General features: G+C 53.2%; 24 protein-coding genes and 1 other RNA gene. 21 read left to right on the top strand and 4 right to left on the bottom strand.

What is annotated here, in order from left to right:
* The first annotated feature begins 103 nt into the window (after window positions 1-103).
* The 15 genes from ssrA (at window position 104) to dsr2 (ending at window position 19,668) form a co-directional block, all read left to right on the top strand.
* Window positions 104-456, top strand: a transfer-messenger RNA (tmRNA) gene (ssrA, locus tag C2E25_RS10085).
* A 318-nt stretch (window positions 457-774) separates the two neighbouring features.
* The gene (locus C2E25_RS10080; protein ID WP_103115619.1) at window positions 775-1,953 is read left to right on the top strand and encodes a Fic family protein; all 1,179 of its coding nucleotides are present in this window, start codon (window positions 775-777) and stop codon (window positions 1,951-1,953) included.
* Window positions 1,954-2,071: 118 nt separating this feature from the next.
* On the top strand, window positions 2,072-2,362 hold the full coding sequence (locus C2E25_RS10075; RefSeq protein ID WP_103115618.1) for a nucleotidyltransferase family protein: 291 nt from the start codon (window positions 2,072-2,074) through the stop codon (window positions 2,360-2,362).
* Window positions 2,363-2,538: 176 nt separating this feature from the next.
* Window positions 2,539-3,690: a hypothetical protein gene (locus C2E25_RS10065; RefSeq protein WP_103115617.1), complete on the top strand. Its 1,152-nt coding sequence runs from the start codon at window positions 2,539-2,541 to the stop codon at window positions 3,688-3,690.
* A gap of 5 nt (window positions 3,691-3,695) precedes the next feature.
* Entirely contained in the window at window positions 3,696-6,098 is a 2,403-nt protein-coding gene (locus C2E25_RS10060) for a TOTE conflict system archaeo-eukaryotic primase domain-containing protein (protein WP_233189397.1), read from the top strand.
* 182 nt (window positions 6,099-6,280) lie between these two features.
* Window positions 6,281-6,520, top strand: coding sequence for a hypothetical protein (locus C2E25_RS10055; protein WP_103115615.1), 240 nt, complete (start codon window positions 6,281-6,283; stop codon window positions 6,518-6,520).
* A gap of 257 nt (window positions 6,521-6,777) precedes the next feature.
* Window positions 6,778-8,412 carry a formate--tetrahydrofolate ligase gene (locus C2E25_RS10050; RefSeq protein ID WP_103115658.1) on the top strand — a complete coding sequence of 545 codons (1,635 nt, stop codon included), beginning with the start codon at window positions 6,778-6,780 and terminating at the stop codon, window positions 8,410-8,412.
* A gap of 261 nt (window positions 8,413-8,673) precedes the next feature.
* Window positions 8,674-9,006 carry a hypothetical protein gene (locus tag C2E25_RS10045; protein ID WP_103115614.1) on the top strand — a complete coding sequence of 111 codons (333 nt, stop codon included), beginning with the start codon at window positions 8,674-8,676 and terminating at the stop codon, window positions 9,004-9,006.
* Between the two features lie 227 nt (window positions 9,007-9,233).
* The gene (locus C2E25_RS10040) at window positions 9,234-9,998 is read left to right on the top strand and encodes an SIR2 family NAD-dependent protein deacylase (RefSeq protein WP_103115613.1); all 765 of its coding nucleotides are present in this window, start codon (window positions 9,234-9,236) and stop codon (window positions 9,996-9,998) included.
* A 587-nt stretch (window positions 9,999-10,585) separates the two neighbouring features.
* Window positions 10,586-11,344, top strand: coding sequence for an HNH endonuclease (locus C2E25_RS10030; RefSeq protein ID WP_103115611.1), 759 nt, complete (start codon window positions 10,586-10,588; stop codon window positions 11,342-11,344).
* A gap of 29 nt (window positions 11,345-11,373) precedes the next feature.
* On the top strand, window positions 11,374-11,598 hold the full coding sequence (locus C2E25_RS18125; protein ID WP_420094627.1) for a helix-turn-helix transcriptional regulator: 225 nt from the start codon (window positions 11,374-11,376) through the stop codon (window positions 11,596-11,598).
* 5 nt (window positions 11,599-11,603) lie between these two features.
* Complete coding sequence (locus C2E25_RS10020) at window positions 11,604-13,217, top strand: type I restriction-modification system subunit M (RefSeq protein ID WP_103115609.1); 1,614 nt, start codon at window positions 11,604-11,606, stop codon at window positions 13,215-13,217.
* Window positions 13,207-14,580: a restriction endonuclease subunit S gene (locus tag C2E25_RS10015; RefSeq protein ID WP_103115608.1), complete on the top strand. Its 1,374-nt coding sequence runs from the start codon at window positions 13,207-13,209 to the stop codon at window positions 14,578-14,580. The genes C2E25_RS10020 and C2E25_RS10015 overlap by 11 nt, the downstream gene beginning before the upstream one ends.
* Complete coding sequence (locus C2E25_RS10010; RefSeq protein WP_103115607.1) at window positions 14,577-15,872, top strand: hypothetical protein; 1,296 nt, start codon at window positions 14,577-14,579, stop codon at window positions 15,870-15,872. Before C2E25_RS10015 ends, C2E25_RS10010 begins: the two co-directional genes overlap by 4 nt.
* Window positions 15,873-15,939: 67 nt before the next feature.
* The gene (gene dsr2 / locus C2E25_RS10005; protein WP_103115606.1) at window positions 15,940-19,668 is read left to right on the top strand and encodes an anti-phage defense-associated sirtuin Dsr2; all 3,729 of its coding nucleotides are present in this window, start codon (window positions 15,940-15,942) and stop codon (window positions 19,666-19,668) included.
* A gap of 139 nt (window positions 19,669-19,807) precedes the next feature.
* On the opposite strand, the gene C2E25_RS10000 is transcribed toward dsr2, so the two are convergent.
* Window positions 19,808-21,019 (bottom strand): IS256 family transposase, encoded by a 1,212-nt coding sequence (locus C2E25_RS10000; protein WP_103115605.1) that lies wholly within the window; start codon window positions 21,017-21,019, stop codon window positions 19,808-19,810.
* A 73-nt stretch (window positions 21,020-21,092) separates the two neighbouring features.
* On the opposite strand from C2E25_RS10000, the gene C2E25_RS09995 reads away from it, so the two are divergent.
* From C2E25_RS09995 to C2E25_RS09985, 4 genes are all read left to right on the top strand, one after another.
* On the top strand, window positions 21,093-21,536 hold the full coding sequence (locus tag C2E25_RS09995; RefSeq protein ID WP_103115604.1) for a DUF6978 family protein: 444 nt from the start codon (window positions 21,093-21,095) through the stop codon (window positions 21,534-21,536).
* On the top strand, window positions 21,533-22,303 hold the full coding sequence (locus C2E25_RS09990) for a DUF1829 domain-containing protein (RefSeq protein WP_103115603.1): 771 nt from the start codon (window positions 21,533-21,535) through the stop codon (window positions 22,301-22,303). Before C2E25_RS09995 ends, C2E25_RS09990 begins: the two co-directional genes overlap by 4 nt.
* A 67-nt stretch (window positions 22,304-22,370) precedes the next feature.
* Window positions 22,371-22,529 (top strand): hypothetical protein, encoded by a 159-nt coding sequence (locus C2E25_RS17490; RefSeq protein ID WP_158247213.1) that lies wholly within the window; start codon window positions 22,371-22,373, stop codon window positions 22,527-22,529.
* Window positions 22,526-23,506, top strand: coding sequence for a DUF3644 domain-containing protein (locus tag C2E25_RS09985; protein WP_103115602.1), 981 nt, complete (start codon window positions 22,526-22,528; stop codon window positions 23,504-23,506). Before C2E25_RS17490 ends, C2E25_RS09985 begins: the two co-directional genes overlap by 4 nt.
* Before the next feature lie 98 nt (window positions 23,507-23,604).
* Here the strand turns inward: C2E25_RS09985 and C2E25_RS17685 are convergent, their stop codons facing one another.
* On the bottom strand, window positions 23,605-23,997 hold the full coding sequence (locus tag C2E25_RS17685) for a hypothetical protein (protein ID WP_199177405.1): 393 nt from the start codon (window positions 23,995-23,997) through the stop codon (window positions 23,605-23,607).
* 5 nt (window positions 23,998-24,002) lie between these two features.
* On the opposite strand from C2E25_RS17685, the gene C2E25_RS17680 reads away from it, so the two are divergent.
* Window positions 24,003-24,614 (top strand): AAA family ATPase, encoded by a 612-nt coding sequence (locus C2E25_RS17680; RefSeq protein ID WP_199177404.1) that lies wholly within the window; start codon window positions 24,003-24,005, stop codon window positions 24,612-24,614.
* The gene (locus C2E25_RS09975) at window positions 24,611-25,156 is read left to right on the top strand and encodes a hypothetical protein (RefSeq protein ID WP_103115601.1); all 546 of its coding nucleotides are present in this window, start codon (window positions 24,611-24,613) and stop codon (window positions 25,154-25,156) included. The genes C2E25_RS17680 and C2E25_RS09975 overlap by 4 nt, the downstream gene beginning before the upstream one ends.
* A 184-nt stretch (window positions 25,157-25,340) precedes the next feature.
* On the opposite strand, the gene C2E25_RS09970 is transcribed toward C2E25_RS09975, so the two are convergent.
* Both C2E25_RS09970 and C2E25_RS17855 read right to left on the bottom strand, forming a co-directional pair.
* Window positions 25,341-25,676: a 4a-hydroxytetrahydrobiopterin dehydratase gene (locus C2E25_RS09970; protein WP_103115657.1), complete on the bottom strand. Its 336-nt coding sequence runs from the start codon at window positions 25,674-25,676 to the stop codon at window positions 25,341-25,343.
* 7 nt (window positions 25,677-25,683) lie between these two features.
* Window positions 25,684-26,332: hypothetical protein (locus C2E25_RS17855; RefSeq protein ID WP_233189396.1), on the bottom strand; the 649-nt coding region annotated here is incomplete at its 5' end.

Genomic DNA, 26,332 nt, shown 5'->3' with positions numbered 1-26,332 from the left:
AGCTCGCATCCGGAAAAAGGATGTGGCATAATGGTTTAACAGGATAGACCTGAAGTTGTTTCGGGTCTTGATTGTCGATTTTCAACCTTGAGCCTGAATTCATGGGGGTGACTCGGTTTCGACGGGGATTGGAAGCTAAGGTCGCATGCCGGAGTGGGCTGGCTCCGTAAAAAAGCCCAACTCATACAAACGCCGATACTGACGTTCGTTACGCACTGGCCGCTTAATTAAGCGACCACGTTTCATGCTTTGTCGCCCATGCGGGGCATGAAACGTTAATTCAGTGGGCTAGTTTTCGCGGCTGCCTGTGACGCGGAGGCGAAATCTTAACAGGCTCCCCCGAAGGGAATCCTGTTCGTGGGAGTTCCGAGGGTTAAGCCAATACACGAACTAAGCATGTAGAAGCCTTATGTGAAAGATTTTCGGACGCGGGTTCGATTCCCGCCACCTCCACCAATTAAGAAGGGCCGCCCTGCCGGGGTGGCCCTTCTTAATTGGTGCTGAAGTCGTCGCGGGAATCGAAGCGCAGCGAGCGCGTCCAGTGGACGAAAAGCGGCCAGGGATGGCCGCGTCAGCGAGCGGAGGGGAGCCGACGCAGGGAAGGGCAGGACGCCCTGACCGTAGTGGGCGATTCCCGCCACCTCCGCCAGTCTTGCCGCCCGCCCGGGCGGCTTTTCATTTCCGGCTTGAGCTTTTTTGCCGGTCAGCTTATTTTAAGATACGTAATAAGTTAAAATAAGCTCGATTCTTATTTTAAGTTCAAGGGGGGTGCGGATGAAACGGCAGCTGCAAGGAAAGTATGTGACTATATCGACCGTGGGTGAGAAAGCACGGGCTTTTATCCCTGCGCCCCTGCCGCCTGACCCTCCTGTCAACTGGGGGCCAGAACTGCGGAACAAGTTCGACCGGGCGCTGCTGGCCCTGGGCCGGCTGGACAGTGTTGCCACCCTGCTGCCTGACACCTCTCTGTTTTTGTACATGTATGTTCGCAAGGAAGCGGTGCTTTCTTCGATGATCGAGGGGACCCAATCGTCCCTTTCCGACCTGTTGCTGTTCGAGCTTGATCAGGCCCCGGGGGTTCCCCTGGATGATGTGCGTGAGGTCAGCAACTACGTTGCCGCCCTGGATCATGGTCTGCGTCGCCTGGAAGAGGGGATGCCGCTTTCCCTGCGTTTGTTTCGCGAGATTCATGGGGTTTTGTTGAATCGAGGGCGAGGCAGCCACCAGACCCCGGGTGAGTTCCGCCGCAGTCAGAACTGGATCGGGGGAACACGGCCCGGCAATGCGGCCTTTGTTCCTCCGCCGGCCGAGGTGGTGCCTGAATGCATGGGGCAGCTCGAACTCTTCCTGCACGACCAGCCCGAACCGACACCGGTGCTTCTCAAAGCCGCCCTGGCACATGTGCAATTTGAGACTATCCACCCGTTTCTTGACGGCAATGGCCGCCTGGGGCGCTTGCTGATCACCCTGCTGCTGTGCGAGCAGAAGGTTTTACGAACGCCGATGCTATACCTGAGTCTCTATTTCAAGACCCATCGCCAGTTTTATTATGAACTGCTCAACAGGGTCCGCCTGACCGGGGACTGGGAGGCATGGCTTGATTTTTTTGCCGAGGCGGTTGTGGTGACGGCTACCCAGGCCGTGGAAACCGCTCAGCAGCTCCATGATCTCTCGAACGGGGATCGGCAGAAAATCAGCAGCATCGGCCGGGCTGCGGCTTCGGCTCTCCAGGTTCACAGGGCATTGATGGAGCACCCCATTGCCATGTCCGGTGGCCTGGTGGAGATGACCGGGCTTGCTCCGGCGACAGTCAACCGGGCCCTGGATCGTCTGCGGCACCTGGGAATCGTGCAGGAACTGTCCATGGGGAAGCGTAACCGGTTGTTCAGCTATTCCGGGTATCTGGAGATCATGGACCGGGGGACGGAATTGCCAGACGGAATTGCCGGCTGAGTAAGCCTTTGGCCGGATTGAACGGAATCCCTGCTTTTTGTCCTGGACGCTGCATGATGTTATATTGCACAAATAACGTATTGAACTGATTGGACAACAGGTCCAGGCAGGTTGAGAGATGAGAAAACAACAAGCCCTTGAATTGCTGTCCAGGAGCAAACCTGATCTGGAGGCACGCTTCGGGGTGACGCGCCTGGCTCTGTTCGGTTCAACAGCTCGTGACGCGGCTGCCGGGGACAGTGATGTGGATATCCTGGTCTCCTTTGACGGGCCGGCAACATCCAGGCGCTACTTTGGTGTCCAGTTCTATCTTGAAGACCTGCTGGGCTGTGCGGTCGACCTGGTGACCGAAAAGGCGTTGCGCCCCGCGTTGCGCCCCTTCATCGAGAAGGAACGTGTCAATGTCTGATAACAGCTGTCGCGAGTGGCGATTTTATCTTGATGACATGATCGAGTTCGCCGGCAAGGCTCGCGACTATACCCGCGGGCTGGACCAGGCGGGGTTTGTGGCAAATGGAATCGTCTATGGGCCAGCGCCGGTATTACCTGGCCGTCAGGGCCACGAAAGTCAAGTAAGGTGTTGCTGTGAGTGAGTATCAATATCTTGAGTTTCTCGCCGTCGACCGCCCTTTGACGGAACGGGAGATGGATCACCTGCGGGCTGTTTCCAGCCGGGCTCAGATCACCCCGGTCAGTTTTGTCAACGAATACAACTGGGGCGGACTGAAGGCCAACCCTCGCGATTTTATGCGACATTTCTTCGATGCCCATCTTTTTGTCGCCAACTGGGGAGATGCCATTTTTATGCTGCGCCTGTCCAGGGAAGCCATCGACCGGAAGACGCTCAAGGCTTTCTGTAGCAGTCCGCATCTCGAATTTGAGAAGCTGCCTGAGCACTGGTTGTTGACATGGTCTCTCGGTGAGACGGAGGTCTACGACCGGTTCGATTATGTCGAAGGTCCCGGTTGGATGACCAGGCTTGCCCCTTTACGCGAAGAACTTCTGCGGGGTGATCTGCGCAGCCTGTATATCGGGTGGCTACGGGCCGTGACAACCGAGGAAACAGACCCGGACGAGCTGGAGCCTTTGGCGTTGGATGGGCTGGATCAACTGACAGCCGCGCAGCAGGCGCTGGCAGAATTTCTCGAAGTCGATATCGACCTGCTGGCCGGGGCGGGTGGTGACAGTTCTGCGAAACAGAAAAATGCAGAGGATGACGCGGCGCTCGATCTGTGGCTGGACGAATTGCCGAGGGCGGAGGTCAGGGGATATCTGCGGCAGATGCTGGCCGGGCAGGGAATGGCTGCCGAGCGGGCATTGAAGCGGAGACATGCCGCCTGGAAAGCGCGGTTTTCGCCGGAGCCGGAACGAGGACGGCGTTCTGTCGCTGAATTGTGGCAATTGGCCGAGCAGGCGAAACAAGTGCGGCTGATCGAGGAAGACAAAGCGCGCCGCGAAGCTGAGGCTGAACGCAAGAAACGGCGGGATGCCCGGCTTGCAAATATGGCTCAGGATTTTCCCCGGGCATGGAAAATGGCCCATGAGGAAGCCTGTAAGGGGCACGCTCATGCCTATGATGCAGCCTGTCGTCAACTGGTTGATTTGCGCGATGCCTACAAGCAATATGCTGCACCGGCTGCCTTTCAAAAGGAATTTCAGAAGTTCATGGCTGAACATCAACGTCGCCGTGCTCTGGTGAAACGTCTGGTTGAAGCGGGGCTGCGGCGGGTGGGATAATGCCGGTGAAAAACGGATATTGTCCTGATTGCAGACGTCTTGAAGACGAGAACGCCCGCCTCAGGAAATTGCTGACCCGCCACGGCATCTCTTTGGATGACGCGGCCAGCCCTGAATCCATTTCCTCATCATCAAAGCCCGCTTCGGTACCATCCCACTTCACGGCCAACGACAAAATTACCCTGTTTCGGCGCCTGTTTCGAGGACGTGAGGATGTCTATCCCCGGCGCTGGGAATCGGCCAAGGGTACGTCGGGCTATACACCCGCCTGCGGCAATGAGTGGAAGTCCGGAATCTGCCACAAACCTCGCGTGAAATGCGGTGACTGCAGTCAGCGTCAGTTGCTGCCGGTCACCGATCAGGTGATCTATGACCACTTGGCTGGAAGGCAGACCATAGGCGTTTATCCGCTCCTGAACGATGACAGCTGCTATTTTCTGGCAGTGGATTTCGATGAGGTCGGCTGGCAGGAGGATGCCAAGGCCTTCATGCAAACCTGTCACGAGCTTGCCATTCCGGTGGCGCTGGAGATTTCCCGCTCCGGCAATGGGGCACACGCCTGGATCTTTTTTGTTGAACCGGTCCCGGCCTGTGAAGCACGTTACCTCGGGGCTGCACTGATCAGCCATACCTGCGACCGCACCCGGCAATTGTCTCTGGCCAGTTACGACCGCCTGTTCCCTAACCAGGACACCATGCCCAAGGGCGGCTTCGGCAATCTGATCGCGCTCCCCTTGCAGAAACAGCCGAGGGAATCGGGTCACAGCGTGTTCGTCGATGAATGCCTGCAGCCCTATCCGGATCAGTGGGCTTTTCTGGCCTCGATCTGTTCAATATCCCATCGGGACCTGGGAGACGCCATCCTGCGGGCCAGTGGAGGTCGTCATCCCCTGGATGTCGTCTTTGCCGCCGAGGAAGGGGACCGCAACCCCTGGCAACGTCCTTCGCCCGTGCCCGCACGGATTGCCGGTCCGCTGCCGGAATCGTTAACCCTTGTGCCGGCCAACCAGATTTTTATCTCCAAGGTGGATCTTCCACAGCCGCTGGCCAACCGCTTGATCCGGCTCGCCGCCTTTCAGAATCCGGAATTCTACAAGGCTCAGGCCTTGCGGCTGCCGGTGTGGAACAAGCCGCGCATCATCGGTTGCGCCGAGAACTACCCCCAGCATATCGGCCTGCCCCGTGGTTGTCTCGATGCGGTGCTGGATTTGTTGCAGAAGAACGACATCCGCCCGGAGCTACAGGACGAACGCCTGACCGGCCGGAAAGTGATGGTCAAATTTATCGGCAACTTGCGGAAAGACCAGAAGGCAGCCGTGCGGGAAATGCTCAAACACGAGGTCGGTGTGCTCTGTGCCCCGACGGCTTTCGGCAAGACCGTTGCCGCTGCCGCCCTGATCGCCCGGCGCAAAGTGAGTACGTTGGTGATGGTGCATCGCACCGAACTGCTGCGTCAGTGGCAGGAGCGGTTGACCGGATTCATAGAGATTCAGAAAGGTGGACTGGGAATCATTGGTGGCGGCAAGAAGAAGCCGTCCGGTCAAATCGACATCGCCGTCATGCAGTCGCTGTCCCGGTGGGAAGACCTGGGCGAACTGCTCGACCAGTACGGGCAGATCATCATCGATGAATGTCATCATCTGTCGGCCTTTTCCTTCGAGGTGATCCTCAAGCAGGCCAGGGCCAGATTTGTGGTGGGCCTGACCGCCACGCCGGTACGGCGCGACGGCCATCAGCCCATTATCTTTATGCAGTGTGGACCGATCCGTCACAGTGCCGCCACGCCTGAAACCGCTCCGGTGCGACTGGAGGTCTGGCCGAAGATGTTACCCGCGCCGGAGATTCCGCCGCAGACACCGATTCAGGACGTGTTCCGCATCCTTACCCACGATGCGCTTCGCAACCGGCGCATCGCCGGGGATGTGCTGACCGCTTATCAGGAAGGGCGCAAGGTGCTGGTGCTCACCGAACGGACGGACCATCTTCAGTTGTTACAGGAGGCTTTGGCAGGCAAGGTCGAACACTGCTTTGTCCTTCATGGCCGCTTGTCGAAGAAACAGCGAACGGTCGTGTTCGCAGAGCTGGATGCGTTGGATGAATCGGCCCCGAGGATCCTGCTCGCCACCGGTCGTCTGATCGGTGAAGGTTTTGATCACCCGCCGCTCGACACGCTGGTGCTGGCCATGCCGATCTCCTGGAAAGGCACCTTGCAACAGTACGCTGGACGTCTGCACCGGGAACACGCTGAAAAGCAGGATGTGCGGATTTACGATTATGTCGAGACTGATCAGCCTCAACTCAATCGCATGTGGAACAAACGTCAGCGTGGATACCGCGCCATGGGATATGAAATCAAGCCCGTTGAGACTTGTGTGCCGGGTCACGAGCTGATTAAATCACTCTTTTGACATTGCCACTTTCATTCCGACTCCCGCCACCCGGCCCCATAGGGCCATCGCGGCGAGGCCTCTCCGTGGTTTCCAAGGTTAATCTTTGCTATACTTGCTACGACCTTCTTGCCTTCAGGAATTTCCTCCAATGCCGACCTGATCGCAGCCGCGCCGCCCACAGGCTTTGACGGGAGGACAGCATGAAAAAACAGGGTCCCGTGCAACAGTCCCGCATCCCCGTCATCAGGCAGAAGATGGCGCGCCGGGTCGAGGTGGTGATCCTCTTCATCCTGTTGTTCGTCTCGACCTTGCACCTGATCAGATTGCTGACCGGCGCCGAGATCGTCATCGCCGGCCATGTCATCCCGATCTGGACCAGCCTGGTTGGTTTTTCCGGTCCGCTGCTGCTGGCGGGCCTGTTCTGGTGGTCCAGGCATTGATTCTTCACTGCCATCTCGCGAGTTGATTATCTCCTGTCATCCGGCGTCAACGTCCCGATCTGTTAAACTCCTGAATCAGTGAGTCCCTTGTCGGCGGACAGCACAAGTCATGGATCTGCCTGAGCTCCCCAAAAATCACCAGCGAACCTGTGGGTGCGCTTCAGGTTTTTGAAAATCTCATTCAGGCCAAGCACTTGCACTCTTCATCCAACTGGTACTCACGGATTCAGGAAACTTTCGACAGGGGAGGTGCCATCATGTCGGACGTGATCGATGTCGGGAAGATTGCCGATCAACTGGGAGTTCCGCCGGACTGCCTGCTTCCCTACGGCCGCCGGGTCGCCAAGATCCACCTCGACGCCCTGAAGCGACCCTCGTCGGGTGCCGGGAAGCTGGTGCTGGTTTCGGCGACCACGCCGACCCCGGCCGGGGAGGGCAAGACCACGACCTCCATCGGCCTGGCGCAGGCGCTGGCAAAGCTCGGCGCGTCGGTCTGCCTGGCGTTGCGTGAAGCCTCCCTCGGACCCTGCCTCGGCATGAAGGGCGGGGCCACCGGCGGCGGACGCAGCAGCCTGGTCCCCGCCGAACGCATCAACCTGCATTTCACCGGCGATTTCCACGCCGTCACCAGCGCCAACAACCTCCTGTCGGCGATCATCGACAATCACATCTATCACGGCAATGCTCTCGGTATCGATCCGCGGCGGGTGGTCTGGCGGCGGGTGATGGACATGAACGACCGCAGCCTGCGGCATATCATCGTCGGCCTGGGCGGGACCGGGCGGGGGATCCCCCGTGAGGGAGGATTCGATATCACCGCCGCCTCCGAGGTGATGGCGATGCTTTGCCTGGCCGAAGACAGCGAGGACCTGCGGCGGCGGATCGACCGCACCCTGGTCGCCTATCGCTGGGACGGCGAGCCGGTCTATGCCGGTGAACTGCAGGTGACCGGCGCCATGCTGGCGCTGCTGCGCGACGCCATTCATCCCAACCTGGTACAGACCAGCGAAGGGGTGCCGGCCCTGGTTCACGGCGGCCCCTTCGCCAACATCGCCCACGGCTGCAGCAGCCTGATCGCCACCCGGATGGCGATCCATTTTGCCGACTGGGCGATCACCGAGGCCGGTTTCGGCTTCGATCTCGGGGCGGAGAAGTTCTTCGACATCAAGTGTCGCCTCTCCGGGCTTGACCCTGTCGCGGTGGTGCTGGTGACCACGGTGCGGGCGCTGAAGATGCACGGCGGGCAGCCGCCGGGGAAGTCGGGCGTGAAAAATATCGCCGCCCTGCGGCGCGGACTGGTCAACCTCGACAAGCACATCGAGAATGTCGGCAAGTTCAACAAGCGGCCGGTGGTCGCCCTGAACCATTTTGCCGGCGACAGCGAGCAGGAAATCGCGCTGGTGGTGAAGCGTTGTAAAGAGCAGGGCGTCGCCTGCGCCGTCTGCCGTCATTTCGAGCAGGGCGGCGCGGGAGCCGTCGAGCTGGCCCGGGCGGTGATGGACGCCGCCGCCGTCAGTGAACCCTTCGCTCCCCTCTATCCTCTGGAGCTGCCGGTCGAGGAAAAGATCCGCGTCATCTGCCGGGAAATCTACGGTGCCGACGATGTCGCCTTCACCCGCCAGGCGGAACGTGATCTGCGCCAGGTAGCGCGCCTCGGCCTCAACCAGCTGCCGGTCTGTGTCGCCAAGGCGCCGACCTCCCTCTCCGACAATCCCGCCCTCAAGGGCCGACCGCGCGATTTCGACATCACCGTGCGCGCCGTGCAGGTCAATTCCGGCGCCGGTTTCCTGGTGGTGCTGACCGGGGATGTGCTGCGCATGCCGGGATTGCCGAAGGCGCCGCTGGCGGAGCGGATTGATCTCGGCGCGGATGGCCGTATTGAGGGACTCTGATTCCTGTTTCAGTCAAGCCTTGCAGAACGTCCTCCTTCGGCATCAGCAACTCAAAAGTCCTGTGAATCTAGAAACCTTCCTCAAATTTGAAAATCCTGTACACCAAATCTGTCGACCTGCGTCTAAGGAGTATGTCCGGAAGGAATTGAGAGTTGCAGGATTGGCCTGTCTGTTTCGGACGCAGGCGCCCCTTCGCTGAAGGGGTGGAACTCAACATGGCAGTAACTGTAAAAAGAATGATTGGCCAAGGAGAAACAAAAAATGTCGTCTAAAAAAATGCTTATCGTAATGCTCGCCCTGGTTGTCAGTGTTGGTAGCGCCGGTATGGCAGTCGCCGGAAGGGGAGGCGGAGGCTCTCACGGTGGGGGAAGCTTTTCCTCGGGGCATGGAAGCATGAACCGGTCGATGGCGGATCGGTCCTACAATACGATGTCGTCCAGGAGCATGAATCAGAACCAGCATCAGTACCAGAATCAGCATCAGAACCGCTCAATGACAGGGAATCAGGACCATTCGCAGGCAGGAAATGGACTGCATAACAACTTTCAGACCCACAACGGCACCGATATGCAGCCGCAAACCTCCGATGAGTGATAACCGCTGCTGATTTTTGTCCCGCCAGAATAAACATCAAGAGCCGTCACAGGAAATTCTGTGGCGGCTCTGTTGGTGTAAGCTGTCGTTTCACATTGATAACCGCCGGGATTTTAACCCCGTGGTTCCAGGTTTTGAAGGCTTGTCGGCACCCATCCGCACCATCGGCGGCTGATAAGATTTCTGCTTCTTTCCGAATAGTCCGCTCCCGATGCTATGATGGCTCCATGCAGCCCATCTCCCCGGCAGATTGCGCCGCGCTGATCCGTGGCTCCCGATCTATTGCCGCCCTGACCGGCGCCGGCATCTCCACCGCCGCCGGCATTCCCGACTTCCGTGGCCCGAAAGGGCTCTACGTCACCCGGCGCTACGACCCCGAGAAGACCTTCGAGGTCCGCTGGTTCAGGCGTAAACCACGCTGGTTCTACCAGTTCTCCAACGACTTTGTCGCCGCCGTGAAGGATATCCAGCCGACGTTCAGCCACCGCTTTCTCGCCGAACTGGAGAGGGCCGGACAGTTGGCCGGGATCATCACCCAGAATATCGATATGCTTCACCAGCGGGCCGGAAGCCGCAATGTCATCGAACTGCATGGCTCCTACGGGTCGGCCACCTGCATGGGATGCGGAAAGGTATTCACCGGTCTCGACTATGCCTTCTGGCAGCAGGCGATGACCGACAGCTCCGATGCCCCGGTGGTCCACTGTTCCTGCTGCGACGCCGTGCTCAAGCCCGACATTGTCTTCTTCGGTGAAATGGTCAACCAGTTCGATCGCGCTGAGCAGCTGGTGCAGCATTGCGATCTCCTGCTGGTGCTCGGCTCCTCCCTCCAGGTCGCCCCGGCGTCGCAGCTGCCCTACAGCTGCCGCGCCCCGATTGTGGTGGTCAACAGGGGGCAGGTGGCGTTGCCGCCCGGTGAGGAGCGGTATTTTGTCGATGCGGATCTGGACGGGTATTTTGCGCAGTGTCGGGAACGTCTTGGAATGGGTTAGACGCAGTCCTGCCGATAGCGCCGGGGTGTTGTTCCGTCATTTACATTCCCGCCGAAATGGGATAAGTTGTCGGCATTGTTTGACTTGTCCAGGAGGGATTCATGCAGTACCTGAGGGGGACAGCTTGAGGGATTGATGACCGTTCGTGTCGGCCTGTGCCGAGCGGGCGGTTTTTTGATGGCGTCGTAAAAGACTCCGCCCTACGGCGTTGCCGTGGTTTTTCGAGACCTCGACATACGGTCGTATGCCTTCGCCCTCGAAAAACCACCGCGCCTTGTAGGACGAAGTTTTTACTTAGCCATCGGCTAGTTTATATCGTGGACCATGTTTCGGGAGGGGGGAGAGTATGAGCCCCATGGTTGTGCTGCCTGCCGTCGAAAGGACCCTGGACGGGTTCCCTGCTGATGTCATGTTTCAGTTGACAAATCAGGGAGTTAAGGACTTGAGATCACAAGTTGTGACCTCAAGTCAGTGGGGTGGCAGGCGCACGCTCGGGTTCCAGGTCGAAGAAACGTTTGCTGGTTACAGTTGAGTTGGGTGAAGTTGGGACATCGGAATTGGAGTTGTACCGCGTTTGGGGGGGATGAATGTCTAAGAGGACCGGTTGGACCCGCCAGCAGCTGTTGATCACCTTCAAGCTCTACTGCGAGTTGCCCTTCGGCAAGCTGCACCATCGCAATCCAGAAATCATCAAATATGCCGAACTGATCGGCCGCACCCCATCGGCCCTGGCCATGAAGTTGACCAATATTGCCAGCCTCGACCCGGCGATTACCGAGACCGGCCGGACGGGGCTGCAGGGCGCGTCGGCCGCCGATCGGGCCATGTGGGCCGAAATGGAATCGGACTGGAACCGGTTCGCCCTTGAACTGCAGCAGGCAGCGGCCGGTTTGGAGATCCCGGTTGACGACCAGGCCGATGACGCGATGGACTACACGGGACAGGAGAGGGCGGTTCAGGGCAGGGCGCGTGTCGGGCAAGCCTTCTTTCGCAACACCGTGCTGAGCGCCTATCGCAATCGTTGCTGCATCACCGGCTTGGCCGAGCCGAGGCTGCTGGTTGCCAGTCATATCGTTCCCTGGAAGGATGACAAGGCCAACCGTCTCAACCCCCGCAACGGGCTTTGCCTGTCGATGTTGCATGACAAGGCCTTCGACGCCGGAATGATCACCCTCAATGAGGATTTGACGGTGCGGGTGTCGAGGAAATATTGCCGGGAAGGGGATGCCTTTTTTGCCGATGCGTTGCTGGGTTATGAGGGGAAGGTTATAGTGGTTCCTGAGAAATTTCGGCCGGATGAGGAGTTTTTAGCGTTTCATCGGGAGAGGGTTTTTGAGAGGGCATAGGTGGTTTTGGGGGGTATGAAAAACTGGTATTGTGTCCCCGGAATTTGCGTGAATTGGTAAAAGAGGTCCGCAAGCAATTGGGGCTCAGTCAAGAGGAACTTGCCCATGAGCTTGGGGTGAGCATTGCCACAATCAACCGATGGGAAAACGCCAAGACAGTTCCCTTCAAGCTTGCAAGGGCGCAGTTTAATGCGTTTTGCGCAAAGATGACAAAACAGGGGAAGTTGAAACTGCCCGCTAAAGGTGAGGAATAAAATTGATGAGTGCAAACACTGGAGCCAATCTCGGGTTTGAGGACAAGCTGTGGAATGCCGCCGACAAGCTACGTGGCACTATGGATGCGGCTGAATACAAGCATGTCGTTCTTGGGCTCATTTTCCTGAAATACATTTCAGACTCCTTCCTCGAAAAGTATGAAGAACTGACGACCGAGGAATTCGCTGATCCTGAAGATCGAGATGAATATTCCGCCTCGAATATTTTCTGGGTTCCACCAGAGGCTCGTTGGACATACCTGCAGGGCCGCGCCAAGGACCCGAAGATCGGTCAGCTCATCGACGAGGCCATGGCCTCTATCGAGCGCGATAACACCTCATTGAAGGGCGTGCTGCCCAAGGACTATGCCCGCCCCGCGCTGGATAAATCGCGTCTCGGTGAGCTGATCGACCTTATCGCCACCATTGGTTTGGGTGACAAAGAGAGCCGCAAAAAGGACATCCTTGGCCGAGTCTATGAATATTTCCTCGCCCAATTTGCCGAGAAGGAAGGCAAAGGCGGCGGCGAGTTCTATACGCCGCAATGCGTGGTCAAGCTGTTGGTGGAGATGATCGAGCCGTTCAAGGGGCGTGTCTATGACCCCTGCTGCGGCTCCGGTGGTATGTTCGTCCAAGCGGTGCGATTTGTCGAAGCTCACGCCAATGGGAATGGCAACGGCACACAAGCCAGGCGCGAGATAGCCGTTTATGGCCAGGAGATGAACTACACCACTTGGCGGTTGGCCATCATGAACATGGCGATTCGCGGCATTGATGCCGACATCCGCTGGAATGAGAAAGGCTCCTTTCTGCGGGACGCCCACAAGGATCTCAAAGCCGACTTCATCCTGGCCAATCCACCCTTCAACGACGAAGACTGGGGTTTTTCCAAGGTAAAAGACGATGTGCGATGGGCCTTCGGCACACCTCCGGCCGGAGGCCCCCGCAAGCAAAAAGACGGCTCGGTCATTCATGTGGACGGCGGCAACGCCAACTATGCCTGGATTCAGCACTTTATCCACCACCTGGCGCCGGACGGCATCGCCGGTTTCGTGCTGGCCAACGGCTCCATGTCCACCAACACCTCTGGTGAGGGCGAAATACGCAAGGCACTGATTGAAGCCGATATGGTGGACTGCATGATCGCCCTGCCGGGCCAGCTCTTTTACACTACCCAGATCCCGGTCTGTCTCTGGTTCCTGGCACGCTCCAAAAAGCCAAACGCCAAGCGCGGTTTCCGGGGCCGCGTGGGTGAGACACTCTTTATCGATGCCCGCAAGTTGGGCAGCCTGATCGACCGCACCCATCGCGAGCTGTCCGATGAGGAGATCGCGGAGATCGCCCGCACCTACCACGCTTGGCGGGGAGAAAAAAAAGACGGTACCTACGAGGACAAATCCGGCTTCTGCAAATCGGCAACCCTGGACGACATTCGCGCTCATCACCATGTGCTTACGCCGGGGCGCTATGTCGGTGCTGAGGCCATCGAGGACGACGGCGTACCCTTTGAAGAAAAGATGGCCGAACTTTCCGATCGCCTCTATGAACAGATGCGGGAGTCGATGGAACTGGATGGCGTGATCCGCAGGAATCTGGAGGTGTTGGGTTATGGGGAGTGAATGGCAAGAGCTTCCATTTACCGAGGCGGTTCAGGTCAACCCTAAGATCAAACTAAAAAAAGGGGAACGCTATCCCTTCGTAGAAATGAAGGCAATTGATCCCTCATGGCGGAGTGTTGCAGAATCTGAGTACCGTACATTCAAAAGCGGTGGTGCCAGATTTGAACCTTACGACACCTTACTGGCGAGGATTACTCCATGCCTTGAAAACGGAAAAATTGCCCGATATGCGCCAACAAACGGTTCAGATGGTCCAGCTTTTGGTTCAACTGAATTTATTGTCATCCGTGGTAAAGACGGTATCACGGACAATAATTTTGCGTACTACCTCACGAAGTGGCAGGACTTCCGCCAGTTTGCCATCTCTCAGATGACAGGCAGTTCGGGGCGTCAACGCGTACCGGCTGGATCGCTTGGTGCATTTTATGTTCCAATCCCGGAACTGCCGGAACAACGCGCCATCGCCCATATTCTCGGCTCACTGGATGACAAGATCGAACTGAATCGGCGCATGAACGAAACCCTGGAGGCCATGGCGAGCGCGCTGTTCAAAAGCTGGTTTATCGACTTCGACCCGGTCATCGACAACGCCCTTGCCGCAGGTAACCCCATCCCCGAGGACCTTCAACCCCGTGCAGCTTTGCGTGAGTCCCTCGGCGACGCCCGTAAACCCTTGCCGGATGATATACGTGATCTGTTTCCCTGTGAATTCGAGTTCACAGAGGAAATGGGCTGGATTCCGAAGGGGTGGAACTTAGACATTCTAGATACGCTCACCTCAGAACTTCGTCGTGGGATTTCCCCGAAGTACACAGAACAAGCTGGTATTCGTGTAATCAATCAACGGTGTATAAGAAATCACGCTATCGACTATTCGTTTGCACGAAGGAACGATGAGAAGCAAAGAAAAGTTGATGGAAGGTTGCTTGAAAAAGGAGATTTGCTGGTTAATTCCACCGGCGTTGGCACACTGGGCAGGATGGCACAGGTGATTTTTATTGATGAGCCTACCGTTGTTGACTCGCATGTAACCGTTGTTCGAGCCGCTTCAGAAAAATATAAACCTTATACATTCTCTCGAATGATGCTCTCATTGGAACCTACAGTTGAAGCAATGGGCGAAGGAAGTACTGGGCAAACAGAACTTAGCAGGACAATCCTTGCCAATATGAAAGCAATTGTTCCTCCGCTAGAAATTCAGGAGTTAGTTGAAAACAATTTTCTAGATATCGCAGAAAAGGTCTCCGTGAACACCCGGTATAATGAAGCTTTGGCTGAGACTCGCGACACCCTTTTGCCGAAACTTCTTTTAGGAGAAATTCGTATTCCTGAAGCTGAAAAACTAGTGGAGGCGTCCGTATGAGTACAGCGGTCAAGATCGCCAACTGGGTTGAAAGGAAACCCTTGATTTTGATTTGCTTCGATGAAGCGTTTTCGGAATCCTTGCTCAACTCCAGGCAAGGGTTTGAACACTTGACCATTGTAAGACCTCACTCTGTTTTCCAAAATTTCAAACTGCCGACGCTCTGCTTGCTAGAAATTCAAGACCATGACGGGACCCTATGCTACCTGGGTACGGTAACCCGCAAAACCTCCGTGAGTACTTTTGATTCGCGCTTGACCATCAAAAAGCTTCGCATTGTTACGCCATCTTCACTGCAGGGGATAGAAAGAAAGGTTACCGATACGCGAATGAAGCGTTTGCTCAATGGTCGGGTCCCGGTCGAGGGGGGCTTCTCAAACCTTTCGCCAAAACTCAGTGCTCACCTCATTGAGGTGTTGGCGAGAGACGCGGGTAACCATACTGCGATGGACACTGCACTGTCCTTGCTGCCTCGATTACGGCGTACACCTCATACCAATTGGGCGCAGGAAGACGCAATACAGTCTGCCATGGCCGCATTCGGCATCCGAGCCAATGTGATACCGGATCAAGTCGTGTTGAAACGCGGTGCTTCGTCGGGCCTCGGCCTAATCGGTGCTCATCTTTATGAAGACAATGTGGTTCATGCGGACGCATCCCATATACCGGGTTTTGATGCCATAGCACCTGATGTTACGGGCAGGGCGGTTTTTGAAAAACGTGACGAGCGATTGGTGATCTACACCGCTAACAAGCTTCCTCTGGAAAAGATGCTCGGTGTTGACCTGATCTATATCAACGAGACCCGGGGCAATATTGTCATGGTCCAGTATAAAATGCTGGAGGAAGCAAAACAAGAGGACGGAAGACATGATTGGCTATTCAGGCCGGACAAGCAATTCCGTGATGAGATTTCGCGAATGCAGCTCCCTGAGTTAGAAGGGGTGCTAACGGATTATCGGCTAAACCGAAACCCTTTCTTCTTCAAGTTTGTGAAGCGGAAGATCGTTGATGACTCGCACCAATCTTTTCTGGTCTCGCTGGATCACTTGAACAAAATCCTGACATCACCTGAGGCTAAAGGACCGAAGAATGGAATTCGCCTGAGCTATGATGCTTTGGACGGAACATATTTGCGCGAAACTGACATGATCAGCTTGATTCGGTCAGGTTATGTCGGCACACACCGAACAGAAACCCAAGCGCTGGCCATGATTATCTCCGAGGTTGTCAAAGGCAATAAAGCGTTGGTACTGGCTTGGCAAAGGAAAATTCAGGAAGGGGCACAATGACCAAGCGGATACCACGTGTTAGCTCCTATGAAAGCGAATCTCTCAAGAAATCGAGGGAGGCGGCGGCATGAGCAAAACAATTCCATCAGTGATTCCAAGTAGCATTAGTCCATATCTGAATGAAATTGCTGAACGTTTGTGGTCTGGTCATGCGGCCGTTATGGTCGGGGCCGGATTCAGCAGGAATGCCAGACCAAACGGCACATCATGTTCCGTCTTTCCAGATTGGCATCAATTGGGGGACCTGTTTTATGAGGGAGCTTACGGGGGTACGCCTGATACTAAAAGTAAATATCTCAATGTCCTTAAACTGGCAGATGAGATGCAGGCCGCATTGGGAAGACCAGCATTGGACCAAGCATTGCGTGACGCCATACCAGATTATGAATATGAACCATCACCACTACATGTAAAGTTGCTTGATCTTCCGTGGACAGATGTTTTTACAACTAATTATGACACATTGCTTGAACGGGCATGCACTTCCATTACCTCACAAAAATATGATGTCGTGGTTAATAAGGAGGACTTGGTCTACTCAGCAAAACCCAGGATAATTAAATTACATGGAAGTTTTCCATCTGAACGACCTTTCATCATCACTGAAGAAGATTACAGGCGATATCCCAAAGATTTTGCACCGTTCGTTAATACTGTCCAGCAGGCACTTCTGGAGAATACGCTCTGCCTGATCGGATTTTCAGGTGATGATCCAAACTTCTTGCAATGGATAGGATGGATACGCGACAACTTGGGCAACCAGAATTCCCCCAAAATATACCTTATTGGCGTTCTCAATTTGTCTGTTGCTCAGGTGAAACTTCTGGAGCAGCGCAATATAGTTCTGGTCGATATGTCTAAGTGTGCAGGAATAGATGGGGATCACTATAAAGGATTGGAGCAGTTTCTTGAGTACCTAATTTCAAGAAAAGCAGAAGATAATAGGCTTGAATGGCCAAAGGTTTTGAGCCACTTGCATCCAGATTTAAATAAAGACAAAACAGATCAAATTGAAGAGCTGCTGCCTGTGTGGAAAGAACAGCGTCTTTCTTATCCAGGGTGGATAATAGTTCCGGAAGATCGTCGCAGTTCCCTCTGGACATTTACTCAATCTTGGATCAGTTTTGCCTCCTCTAAAGATAGTTTTTCTAAGCTTATCGATCTTGAATTTGCTTTTGAACTTAACTGGCGCATGGAAAAATGCCTGTGTCCAATACTAAACCAGCAAATAGAATTCTTTGAGGCAGTACTGGGTAGGTACTTGCCACTTGGAGTTATGGCGACATCGGATAAATCGCTTCCTTTGGCAACAAAGGAGATAAGTGGACGCGGGTTAGACAGAAAAGAGATCAGAAGAATGTGTATTTGTCTTTTGCTGTCGATGATGCGATTTTACCGTGAAGAGGGCCTGCTGGAAAAGTGGAAAGAGGCCGACGGCAAAATCGAGAGTTTAAGAGAGCATCTATCTTCTGAACAAAAGGCGAGTTTGTACTATGAACGTGCTCTTTATGCCCTTTTTGGATTAGATATGCCAGAACTAAAAAATAGACTTAGAGAATGGCAGGTTAATGAATCCTTGCCATTCATGGAAGCCAAAAAGGGCGCTCTGCTCGCCGAAATTGGACAAGTGAATGAGGCGGAGCAACTTCTTGAACAATCATTGAAAAACATCCGCGCAAAGCTCAACCTAAAGCCGATTACAACGGATTACTCTTTGGTTTCCCAAGAAGCCATTGTAATGCTATTGCTTCAATATGTACAAACTTCTGTCGCAGCGGGCAATGGAAAATGGTCAGAAACGCAAGAAATCCGGAAGGCATTCTCTGAACGTTGGAATGTACTCAAACAATATAAGTGTGAGCCATGGAATGAGCTAAAGATTTTCGAAGGTTCTCTTGAGCGACCACCTGTTGCAAAACGGAATGTTACGGAAAAAAAAGAATTTGATATTGGACGTGTTACTCGCATAAATCATTTTGCTGGCTGGGATAATGAAGCCTTGATTGCATATAGCTTCCTTCGCTTTTGTGAAGATGCAGGCATACCGTTCAGGATACCTAGCAGCACTTTTGGGAAAAAGAGCGCAGAAGGAACATTGTCTCGTATCTCGAAATATTCACCTTACTGGGCAATGGCCACTATGGTTCGGATCGGGGATGAGAAGGTCGTCGATCATGTTTTCAATCGTGAATCACTATTCAAGATAGAGACGGCCTCTGTTAATAGTCTCGTTGAAGGGTATTTGGAATCTCTTGAGAAAAGCGTAGGAGATATTCGGTCAGGAAACCGTTTTTATGCAGACAATTTTGGGATTATATTGGCTAAAGTCGTTCCCGAAATTTTGTCCAGATTGTGCTGTAAATGTTCTTTGGAATCAAAAGAAATGCTTATTAACTTTCTTTTGAAAGTTTACAAGTCAGATCACAGAGGCAACTATGGTGGAATCCGGCACCTAACAGAGAGACTTCTAAGTGCTTTTTCAGTTCGTCAGCGTTTTGATTTGATTCCAATATTGCTGGATTTTCCTGTTCTCGAAAATCTTGGTCCCATCGAAGAGCGAGAATTTGTCAACCCGTTTCAATTTATCAATCTGGAAAGAGAACTGATCCAAACCTGGGTTAAGCCGATAATCCCTGATGAAAAAATAAATATTCTTCTTGAGAAGGCATCGTCCGATAATTCAAATGCCAGAAAATGGGCAATATTTACACTTGTTCAGTTGCATAATTTGGGATTTTTAGAGCGCAGACAGACGGATAAATTTACTGAGGCACTTTGGTGCAAGTTGGATGATTACGGACTCCCATCTCAAACTGATTATTATAAATTCGCCTTTATTGATCTGCCTCACCCCACGAACGTCGATCCAATATCGTTGTTGAAAAAATACATTCAGCGCGAGTCATTTCCTATCCAGAAAAATCGCGCAGAGAAGAGTATCTCCATTACAGGAGGAGATGTTCCGCTCTGCCGCGAAATCGTTGGTGCAAGCAAGTATCCTCAATGGTCTGATGCAGACGTTATTATGATATTCGATCGTCTTGTTGAGTGGTGGGATGCTGACAAGGACTATTTAAAGAAAGAGAACACTCCATCGACATTTAGCTCCGTCGCAGATGAATTTAGAGGCAGGTTTGCAAAATTGGTGGATGTTCTTGAGGCCTTCATTGCGCCGAATTTTAATCAGGATACAGAGAATGAGAAAAAAGAGACATTACGGCGTCTTATTTGTGAACTGCGGGAACACGGATTGCCCGCACTTCGTCTGGAGAGTGCCAGTCTCCACATATATCCTGACTGGAAAAGTGACATTCTGGATAAAATCGAAAACGGATTGGCATCAAGTATTGGTGAGACAGTAATTGACAGCCTAAGGGCAGTTTTGGTCATTTTAGAAAAAAATGCGCTTTATCCGGACGAACAGGATTTGTCGAACATTCTTAATGTGTTGGGGCAGATCGTGCGTTGGCAAAAGAAAACAGGTCTGCCGAGTGTCCTGAATGTGCTCACAAGGATAGTAAAAAAATACCCCTCGCTATTTTCTAATGAACTTGAAAGGTTAGTACTTGTTGGGCTTCAGAAATTAGCTAAAGATACAATTATGGGTGAGGATGGGATGGAGCTTCATGAGGGGCTTGCCATTCGTCAGGAAGCGGCAGGGTTGGCATATGGATTATTTATGCATTACACCAGGCAAAGCCAGACTGTTCCGGATGCTATAACAGAATGGCAGGAGATTTGCCGATCAGATAATGAATTCGCGGAAATCAGGAATCAATGGATACAGGAGAATTGAGCATGAGCCTGGCTATTGGAAAAGCTGAGTATTCGATTGGCTCACAGCCGGTTACTGGTTGCGGTTGCTCTTGGACAAACAAAATTCCAGAAGCGGAAAAACTGATGGAGGCGAGGGTGTTCAAAAATCTGTGTCAGCGTCACAGGCTGAGGTATTTTTCCAGCCGACCCGGAAAATGGATAGTCAGCTGAGCCAGGGTCAGGTTCCAATTTTGAATCGGATGTGTCCAACGCTCTGACGCTTTGAGTATGCCCGCATAGAGCAGCTTCAGCAAACTGTTTTCGTTGGAAAATCCGCCCTTTGTCTTGGTCAGCTTACGAAACTGGCGATGGACGGCTTCCACGGCATTGGTCGTGTAGATCGCGGTACGGACGTAATCCGGGTATTTGAAATAGTTCGACAAGGTCGGCCATTTACTCCGCCAGGACTTGATGACCATAGGATACTTTTCGCCCCACTTGGCTTCTAGTTCGTCCAGGGCCAGTTCTGCGGCGTTGAGGGTCGCGGCTTTGTAGACACATTTCAGATCAGCCATAAAGGCTTTCTGGTTTTTGGAGGCCACGTACCTGATGGAGTTGCGAATTTGATGGATGACACAGTGCTGAATTTCAGTCTCCGGATAGATGCTCTCAATCGCTTCGGGAAAACCCTTGAGGCCATCTACGCAGGCGATCAGGATATCTTGAACACCGCGATTTTGAAGATCGGTCAGAACGCTCAGCCAGTGGTGAGCTCCTTCCTGGTCGGAGAGATAGAGACCAAGAAGCTCTTTCTTCCCCTCGATGTTCAGACCTAAAATGGTGTAGACCGCCTTGCTGACATAGCGACCGTTCTCTTTGATTTTGTAGTGAATCGCATCAAGCCAGAGGATCGGATAAATCGCCTCCAGGTCACGTTCACGCCAGGCTTGCAATTCGGGAAGAAGCTTGTCCGTTATTGCGTTGATAGTGCCATTGGATACGGATATACCGTAAAGATCAGCAATGTGGCTGCGGATATCCTGATAGCTGGTTCCCAGGGCAAAGAGAGCGATAATTTTTCTTTCGAGCTCATCCGTCAGCCGAGTTTGGTTCTTTTTGACCAGCTGCGGCTCGAAAGTACTCGCACGATCACGAGGAGTATCGAGTTCGAAGCTACCGGAGAGGGTTTTCACGGTTTTGGAAGATGTGCCATTCTTTCGATTCGGCGTTTCTTCCTCGGCCAAATGTTCTTCAAGCTCTGCCTGCATGGCTGCTTCAGTCAGTTGCTTGATCAGCGGGGTCAGGACACCACCTTTGCCTGTAAGGTTTTGACCTTCACGCAGCGCTTTGAGGGCGGCTTCCATGTCGAAAGGGATCTTGGATTGAGTCATGAGTCATTCCTTTGCTTTTAGCTATTGTAGAGAAATGACACAGAATTTTGAACACTACCATGGAGGCTGCCGCATGAGTCTTTCATTGACCCAACAGGAAGCTGATGCGCTTCTGGCCCTTGACAAGCATTATCACGGTTCAGACCGGTATTCATTTCCAAGTCTGGGTGGTGCGCTGCGTATACCGTTGCATTCGGAGGACAACCGTGAGGAATTCAGTCTTGATATCACCCGGGGCCGTATTGAATTAAGAAAAAACACCTTTCAATCGCGCGCCCGGAAGGCGGTGATTCTGGCTCGTATTGATATCGGCGGGCCGCCGCATCGCAACCCGGATGGCGAGGAGATTGCTTGCCCGCATCTGCATCTTTACCGGGAAGGCTGGGGTGACAAATGGGCGATGCCGTTACCGGATGTTTTCACCAATCATGCGGACGCATGGCAAACCCTTGAAGAATTCATGGCGTTTTGTAATGTCGTTACCCGGCCACCCATATTGAAGGAGTTGTTCACATGATAATCGAAGAAGTCGAAAAACTCCTGAACGACTATACGCGCTGGCTTAAGGACAAGACCATCCTGAAGCAGGTCGGAAAAGATTGGGTCGAAATCACGACACCTCACCTGGATCGCCACAACGATTGTTTGCAAATCTATGCCAGAAAAGAAGGAAACGGCTTTGTGCTTACGGATGACGGCTACATCATCACCGACCTGGTCAACTCCGGCTGTCCGCTGGAGTCCCCCAAACGTCAGGAGCTGCTAAAGACCACTCTTGCGGGGTTCGGTGTTCAAATTGACCGTGACCAGCTTGTTGTCCACGCCACACCGGATAATTTCTCGCTTAAAAAACATAACATTATTCAGGCGATGCTGGCGGTTAATGATCTTTTTTTTCTGGCCTCTCCCTATGTTGCGAGCCTGTTTGTTGAGGATGTAACCAATTGGCTGGAATTGTCGGACATCCGTTACACGCCAAATGTGAAATTTACCGGCAAAAGCGGCTACGACCACATGTTCAATTTCGTCATCCCTAAATCCCGGAAACAACCGGAACGGATTGTCCAGGCATTATCCAATCCTAAAAAGGACGCGGCAGAGGCCTTGGTGTTCAAATGGCTGGACACCCGGGAGACGCGTGCGGCCGACTCCCAGCTTTTCGCATTCCTGAACGATAGCAATGTCAGTGTTTCACACTCGGTCATTGATGCTTTGAAAAACTATGCACTCGAACCGGTTCTGTGGTCTCAACGCGAACAGGCGAAGGAGCGATTGGCGGCATGAGGCGGATAAAAAACATAGTCGGTGACAACCGTATTCCGGGAGCTGAAAAACTGGTGGAGGCTGCCGTATGAGCAGTCTCAAGACCATCGAAAAAAGGGTTTTCGAAGATTTGTTTGGCATGGCGAGTGGTTATGTGCTCGATTTCTCTCCCGACAAGCATACAGCTGAAATCTGCCTTCAAGTTTTGAAAGCGGCCATCGCTGATTTGAGCGGAGGCCGGAAATGAGCAAGCGGATTCGGCGAGTCGGTTCCATTAAGAAAGAACTTCTCAAGAAATCGCGGGAAGCGGCGCTTGCCGCTGTGCAGATATTCAACAACCCGAACATCAGCTTCAAGTCGGAATCCTATGTGGTTCTGATGATCATCGCCTGGACCTATCTTCTTCACGCCTATTTCCGCGATCAGAAAATCGAGCACCGTTATTGCCAGCAAAACGGCAAGCGACGGAAATTCGATAAAACCAAGCATGGCGCATACAAATACTGGGAGCTTGAGCGCTGCCTGAACGATGTGAATTCGCCGATTGATAAAGACACGGCCAACAACCTGCGGTTTCTTATCGGATTGCGCCATGAGATCGAGCACCAGATGACAACCCGGATCGACGACATTTTGAGCGCCCGTTTTCAGGCGTGCTGTCTAAACTATAACGAGTACATCAAAAAGCTGTTCAAGGCAAATAATGGAATAGAAAAACACCTTTCATTCAGTCTGCAGTTCTCAACTATATCCATCGAACAAAAGGAGTTACTCGAAGAGCATCCAGGACTACCCGCCAATATCCGGGGCTACATCCAGGATTTCGACGCCGGTTTGTCCGATGAGGAATTCGCCAATCCGCATTACGCCTACCGGATTCTGTTTGTTCCAAAGACTGCCAACCGCAAAGGCCAGGCCGACCGCGTGATCGAATTTGTCAAAAGCGATTCTCCATTGGCCGAGGCCATCAACAAGGAATATGCCGTCATCAAGGAAACGGAAAAGAGGAAGTACCTGCCCAAACAGGTTGTTGATTTGATGAAGGCGGAAGGTTATCCCGGCTTTTCAGTCCACTACCATACGCAACTCTGGCAATCGTTGGATGCAAAGAACCCCGCCAAGGGTTACGGCACCATGGTGGCGGGTAAGGTCTGGCACTGGTATGAGCGCTGGGTCGATGTGGTACGAAAATACTGCCGGGAGAGCGGAGGAAAATATTTATGAACCCGCATCAAATTATTAATAACGACTTGCACCGTCAATAAGAACACATATCTATCCGCCTCATGGAGAGGGTGCACGATAAAAGGAGGCCGTTTATGTTAAATAAAATTAAGCTCAATAACTTCGGGCCACTCGCAAAATTGGACTGGCCAAACCTCGGTCCGATCAATCTGGTGATAGGAGGAAATGGTAGCGGAAAAACCTTTCTTCTGAAGGCGCTTTATAGCACCATGCGCACACTGGAGGAGTAGAAACGTGGAAATGACCAGCGCACGGCGGCGGAAATTCTTGCAGAAAAACTTTACTGGACCTTCCAGCCGGATAAAATTGGCGACTTGGTCACAAAGGGAGCGAATGCGGCCTTGTCTTGTACCGTCCAGTTTGACAGGCGCAATTTCATTTACACCTTCGGCAAGGATACGACCAAGCAGATTTCGTCGCTGGAAAACCATGTGCTGCCCGTGCCAGAAATTCGATTTTTTTACCGGCAAAGGAAGTGCTCTCCTTACATCAGATCATTCTCAAATCCCGCGAGCAAGATAAGGCATTTGGCTTTGATGATACTTATCTTGATCTGGCCCGTGCCTTACGACAATCTCCCAAGGGCGGAAAAAATTATGCGGAATTTGCCGAATCCCGCCGGAAACTGGAGGACATTTTAGGCGGCAAAGTCGAGTATGATGAAATCTCCGGGCGGTGGCAGTTTAAAAAAGGCAAACAGAAATTCCCAATAGGAGTTACTGCGGAAGGAATCAAGAAAATAGCCATCCTCGATACATTGCTTGGCAACCGCTACCTGGATACCGGCTCGATCATTTTTATCGACGAACCGGAGTCCGCTCTTCATCCTGTAGCGGTCTCACAGTTGCTGGATATTGTTGCCGTTCTGGCAGAGCGAGGAATTCAATTCTTCCTGGCCAGTCATTCCTATTTTGTGGTCAAAAAGCTGTTTCTAATAGCGCAGGAGAAAGGCATCTCCATTCCCGTTATTTCAGCGCATAACAGCCAGTGGACAACGGCGGATCTGAAAAACGGAATGCCGGAAAACACCATCATTGATGAGTCAATCCGGCTCTACAAAGAAGAAGTGGAGCTGACACTCAAATGACAACATCTCCTATTATTGAATCCGGGATGACCTTTGGCCCATACCCAGAGGGTCATTGCTTCTACATCGAAAAAAGCGCGACTTACAAAAATGTTCAACAAGGTGTGCGGATGGCGGAGTTTCTCTTGTTCCGTCTCGATAACGGCAAGCCTCCTGTTATCTTGGTGATTGAGGCTAAATCGAGCACGCCGCGACCTGAAACACAGCCCAACTTTGATGCTTTTATCGAGGAGATCCGCGAAAAGCTGGTCAATGCGTTTTCTTTGGGCGTAGCTTCCTGTCTTAAGCGACATCTGCAAGCTGAAGAAGAACTCCCTGAACCATTCAAGACATTGGATCTCTCGGCGGCGGAATTCCGGTTTGTACTGGTTGTCAACGGACATCAGGAAGCGTGGCTTCCGCCAATTCAGGAGGCCCTCAAAAAGTCACTTCATCCTGCAGTTAAAACCTGGGCGTTGCCACCTACATCTGTTGCAGTTATTAATGACGAACTAGCAAGGCAACACGGATTAATCCTTCCTGATAACGAGGAAGCGGCATGACCGGCATAACCGAAAATATTCTCGAAGAAACAACCCTGTAACACCTAGGGGACGTTGTTAAGAAATTCACTTTCTCATCCGTTCAAAGTCCTGCTCCTTGAGCAAGCCCATGTTCAGATAACACTTTTGTCCCCCCCCCTTGGTGCCGGCAATGTGATCCGGGGCTGATCACACCCGGCAGGTCCTAGAGCAACCGGTCGGTCTTGGCGGCCATGATAAAGTCGTTGCGATGTAGACCGCCGATCTTATGCGTCCACCAGCTGACGGTCACCCGACCCCACTCGGTCAGGATCGCCGGATGGTGCCCTTCGGCTTCGGCGATCTTGCCGACCTCGTTGGTGAAGGCGATCGCCTGCTTGAAATTTCTGAATTTGAAGCTGCGCCTCAACTGGTTGACGCCGTCAACGCTGACAACTTGCCAGCCGGTCAACTGGCGCATGAATTGTGCGGTCTCTTCCGCGGTTGCCAACCGGGCGCCGGCATGGCAGGCCTCACAGCGGGTTTGGCTCAGGTCGGTCATAACGCCCTCACTTTCTCTGTTTCTCCAATGCTGGATATTGAAGCTGGTCGGTGCCTGGATGGCGGCCTGCAGCAGCTTGAGTTCCTCTTCCCGGGCCATCAGGTGGGCCGGGTCGAAATGCTTGAATGGCGGCAAAGGTATCCATCGCGGTCTCCTTGAACGGGGATGCCGGGACGCGCAGCTGGCGTGATCCGGCTTTGAGTTCGGTTGTCAAAACAGTATAGTATCTGAGCTGTAGTTGTCTTCCCGAAACGGGAAATATGCCTGCAGGAAAGGCGGCCAGGAGCAGTGAATGAAATCCGGTGGTGTAAAGATTTTCGATCGTGTTTCCGCCGTCGAGGCGATCAAGCGCCTCGGCGAAGATGCCCTGTTGTTTCTCAACCGGCTGATCGTCGAGCGGCTCAAACTGATCGCCCAGGCGAAAAACACCAACCTGATGGCCGGCTTCAGCATCGGCGACCGGGTTGGTGTTGCGGCTCATCAAGAAGACGGTCAGCATCATTGCCGATGACGGCCAGCGTTGGAATGTGGCGCCCGGTCTGTTGCGATTGCTGAAATCCGCAGGCACGGGACTGGATTTCTGATATTCTGGACGCTGAACTGCGGATTCCGAGCCATGCCGACCAGTGATTCCGAGCCAAATCGTCCACCCAATC

Origin of the sequence: Geothermobacter hydrogeniphilus (assembly GCF_002898515.1) — a bacterium.
Taxonomy (GTDB): domain Bacteria; phylum Desulfobacterota; class Desulfuromonadia; order Desulfuromonadales; family Geothermobacteraceae; genus Geothermobacter_A.
This window is presented reverse-complemented; position numbering and strand designations above follow the sequence as displayed.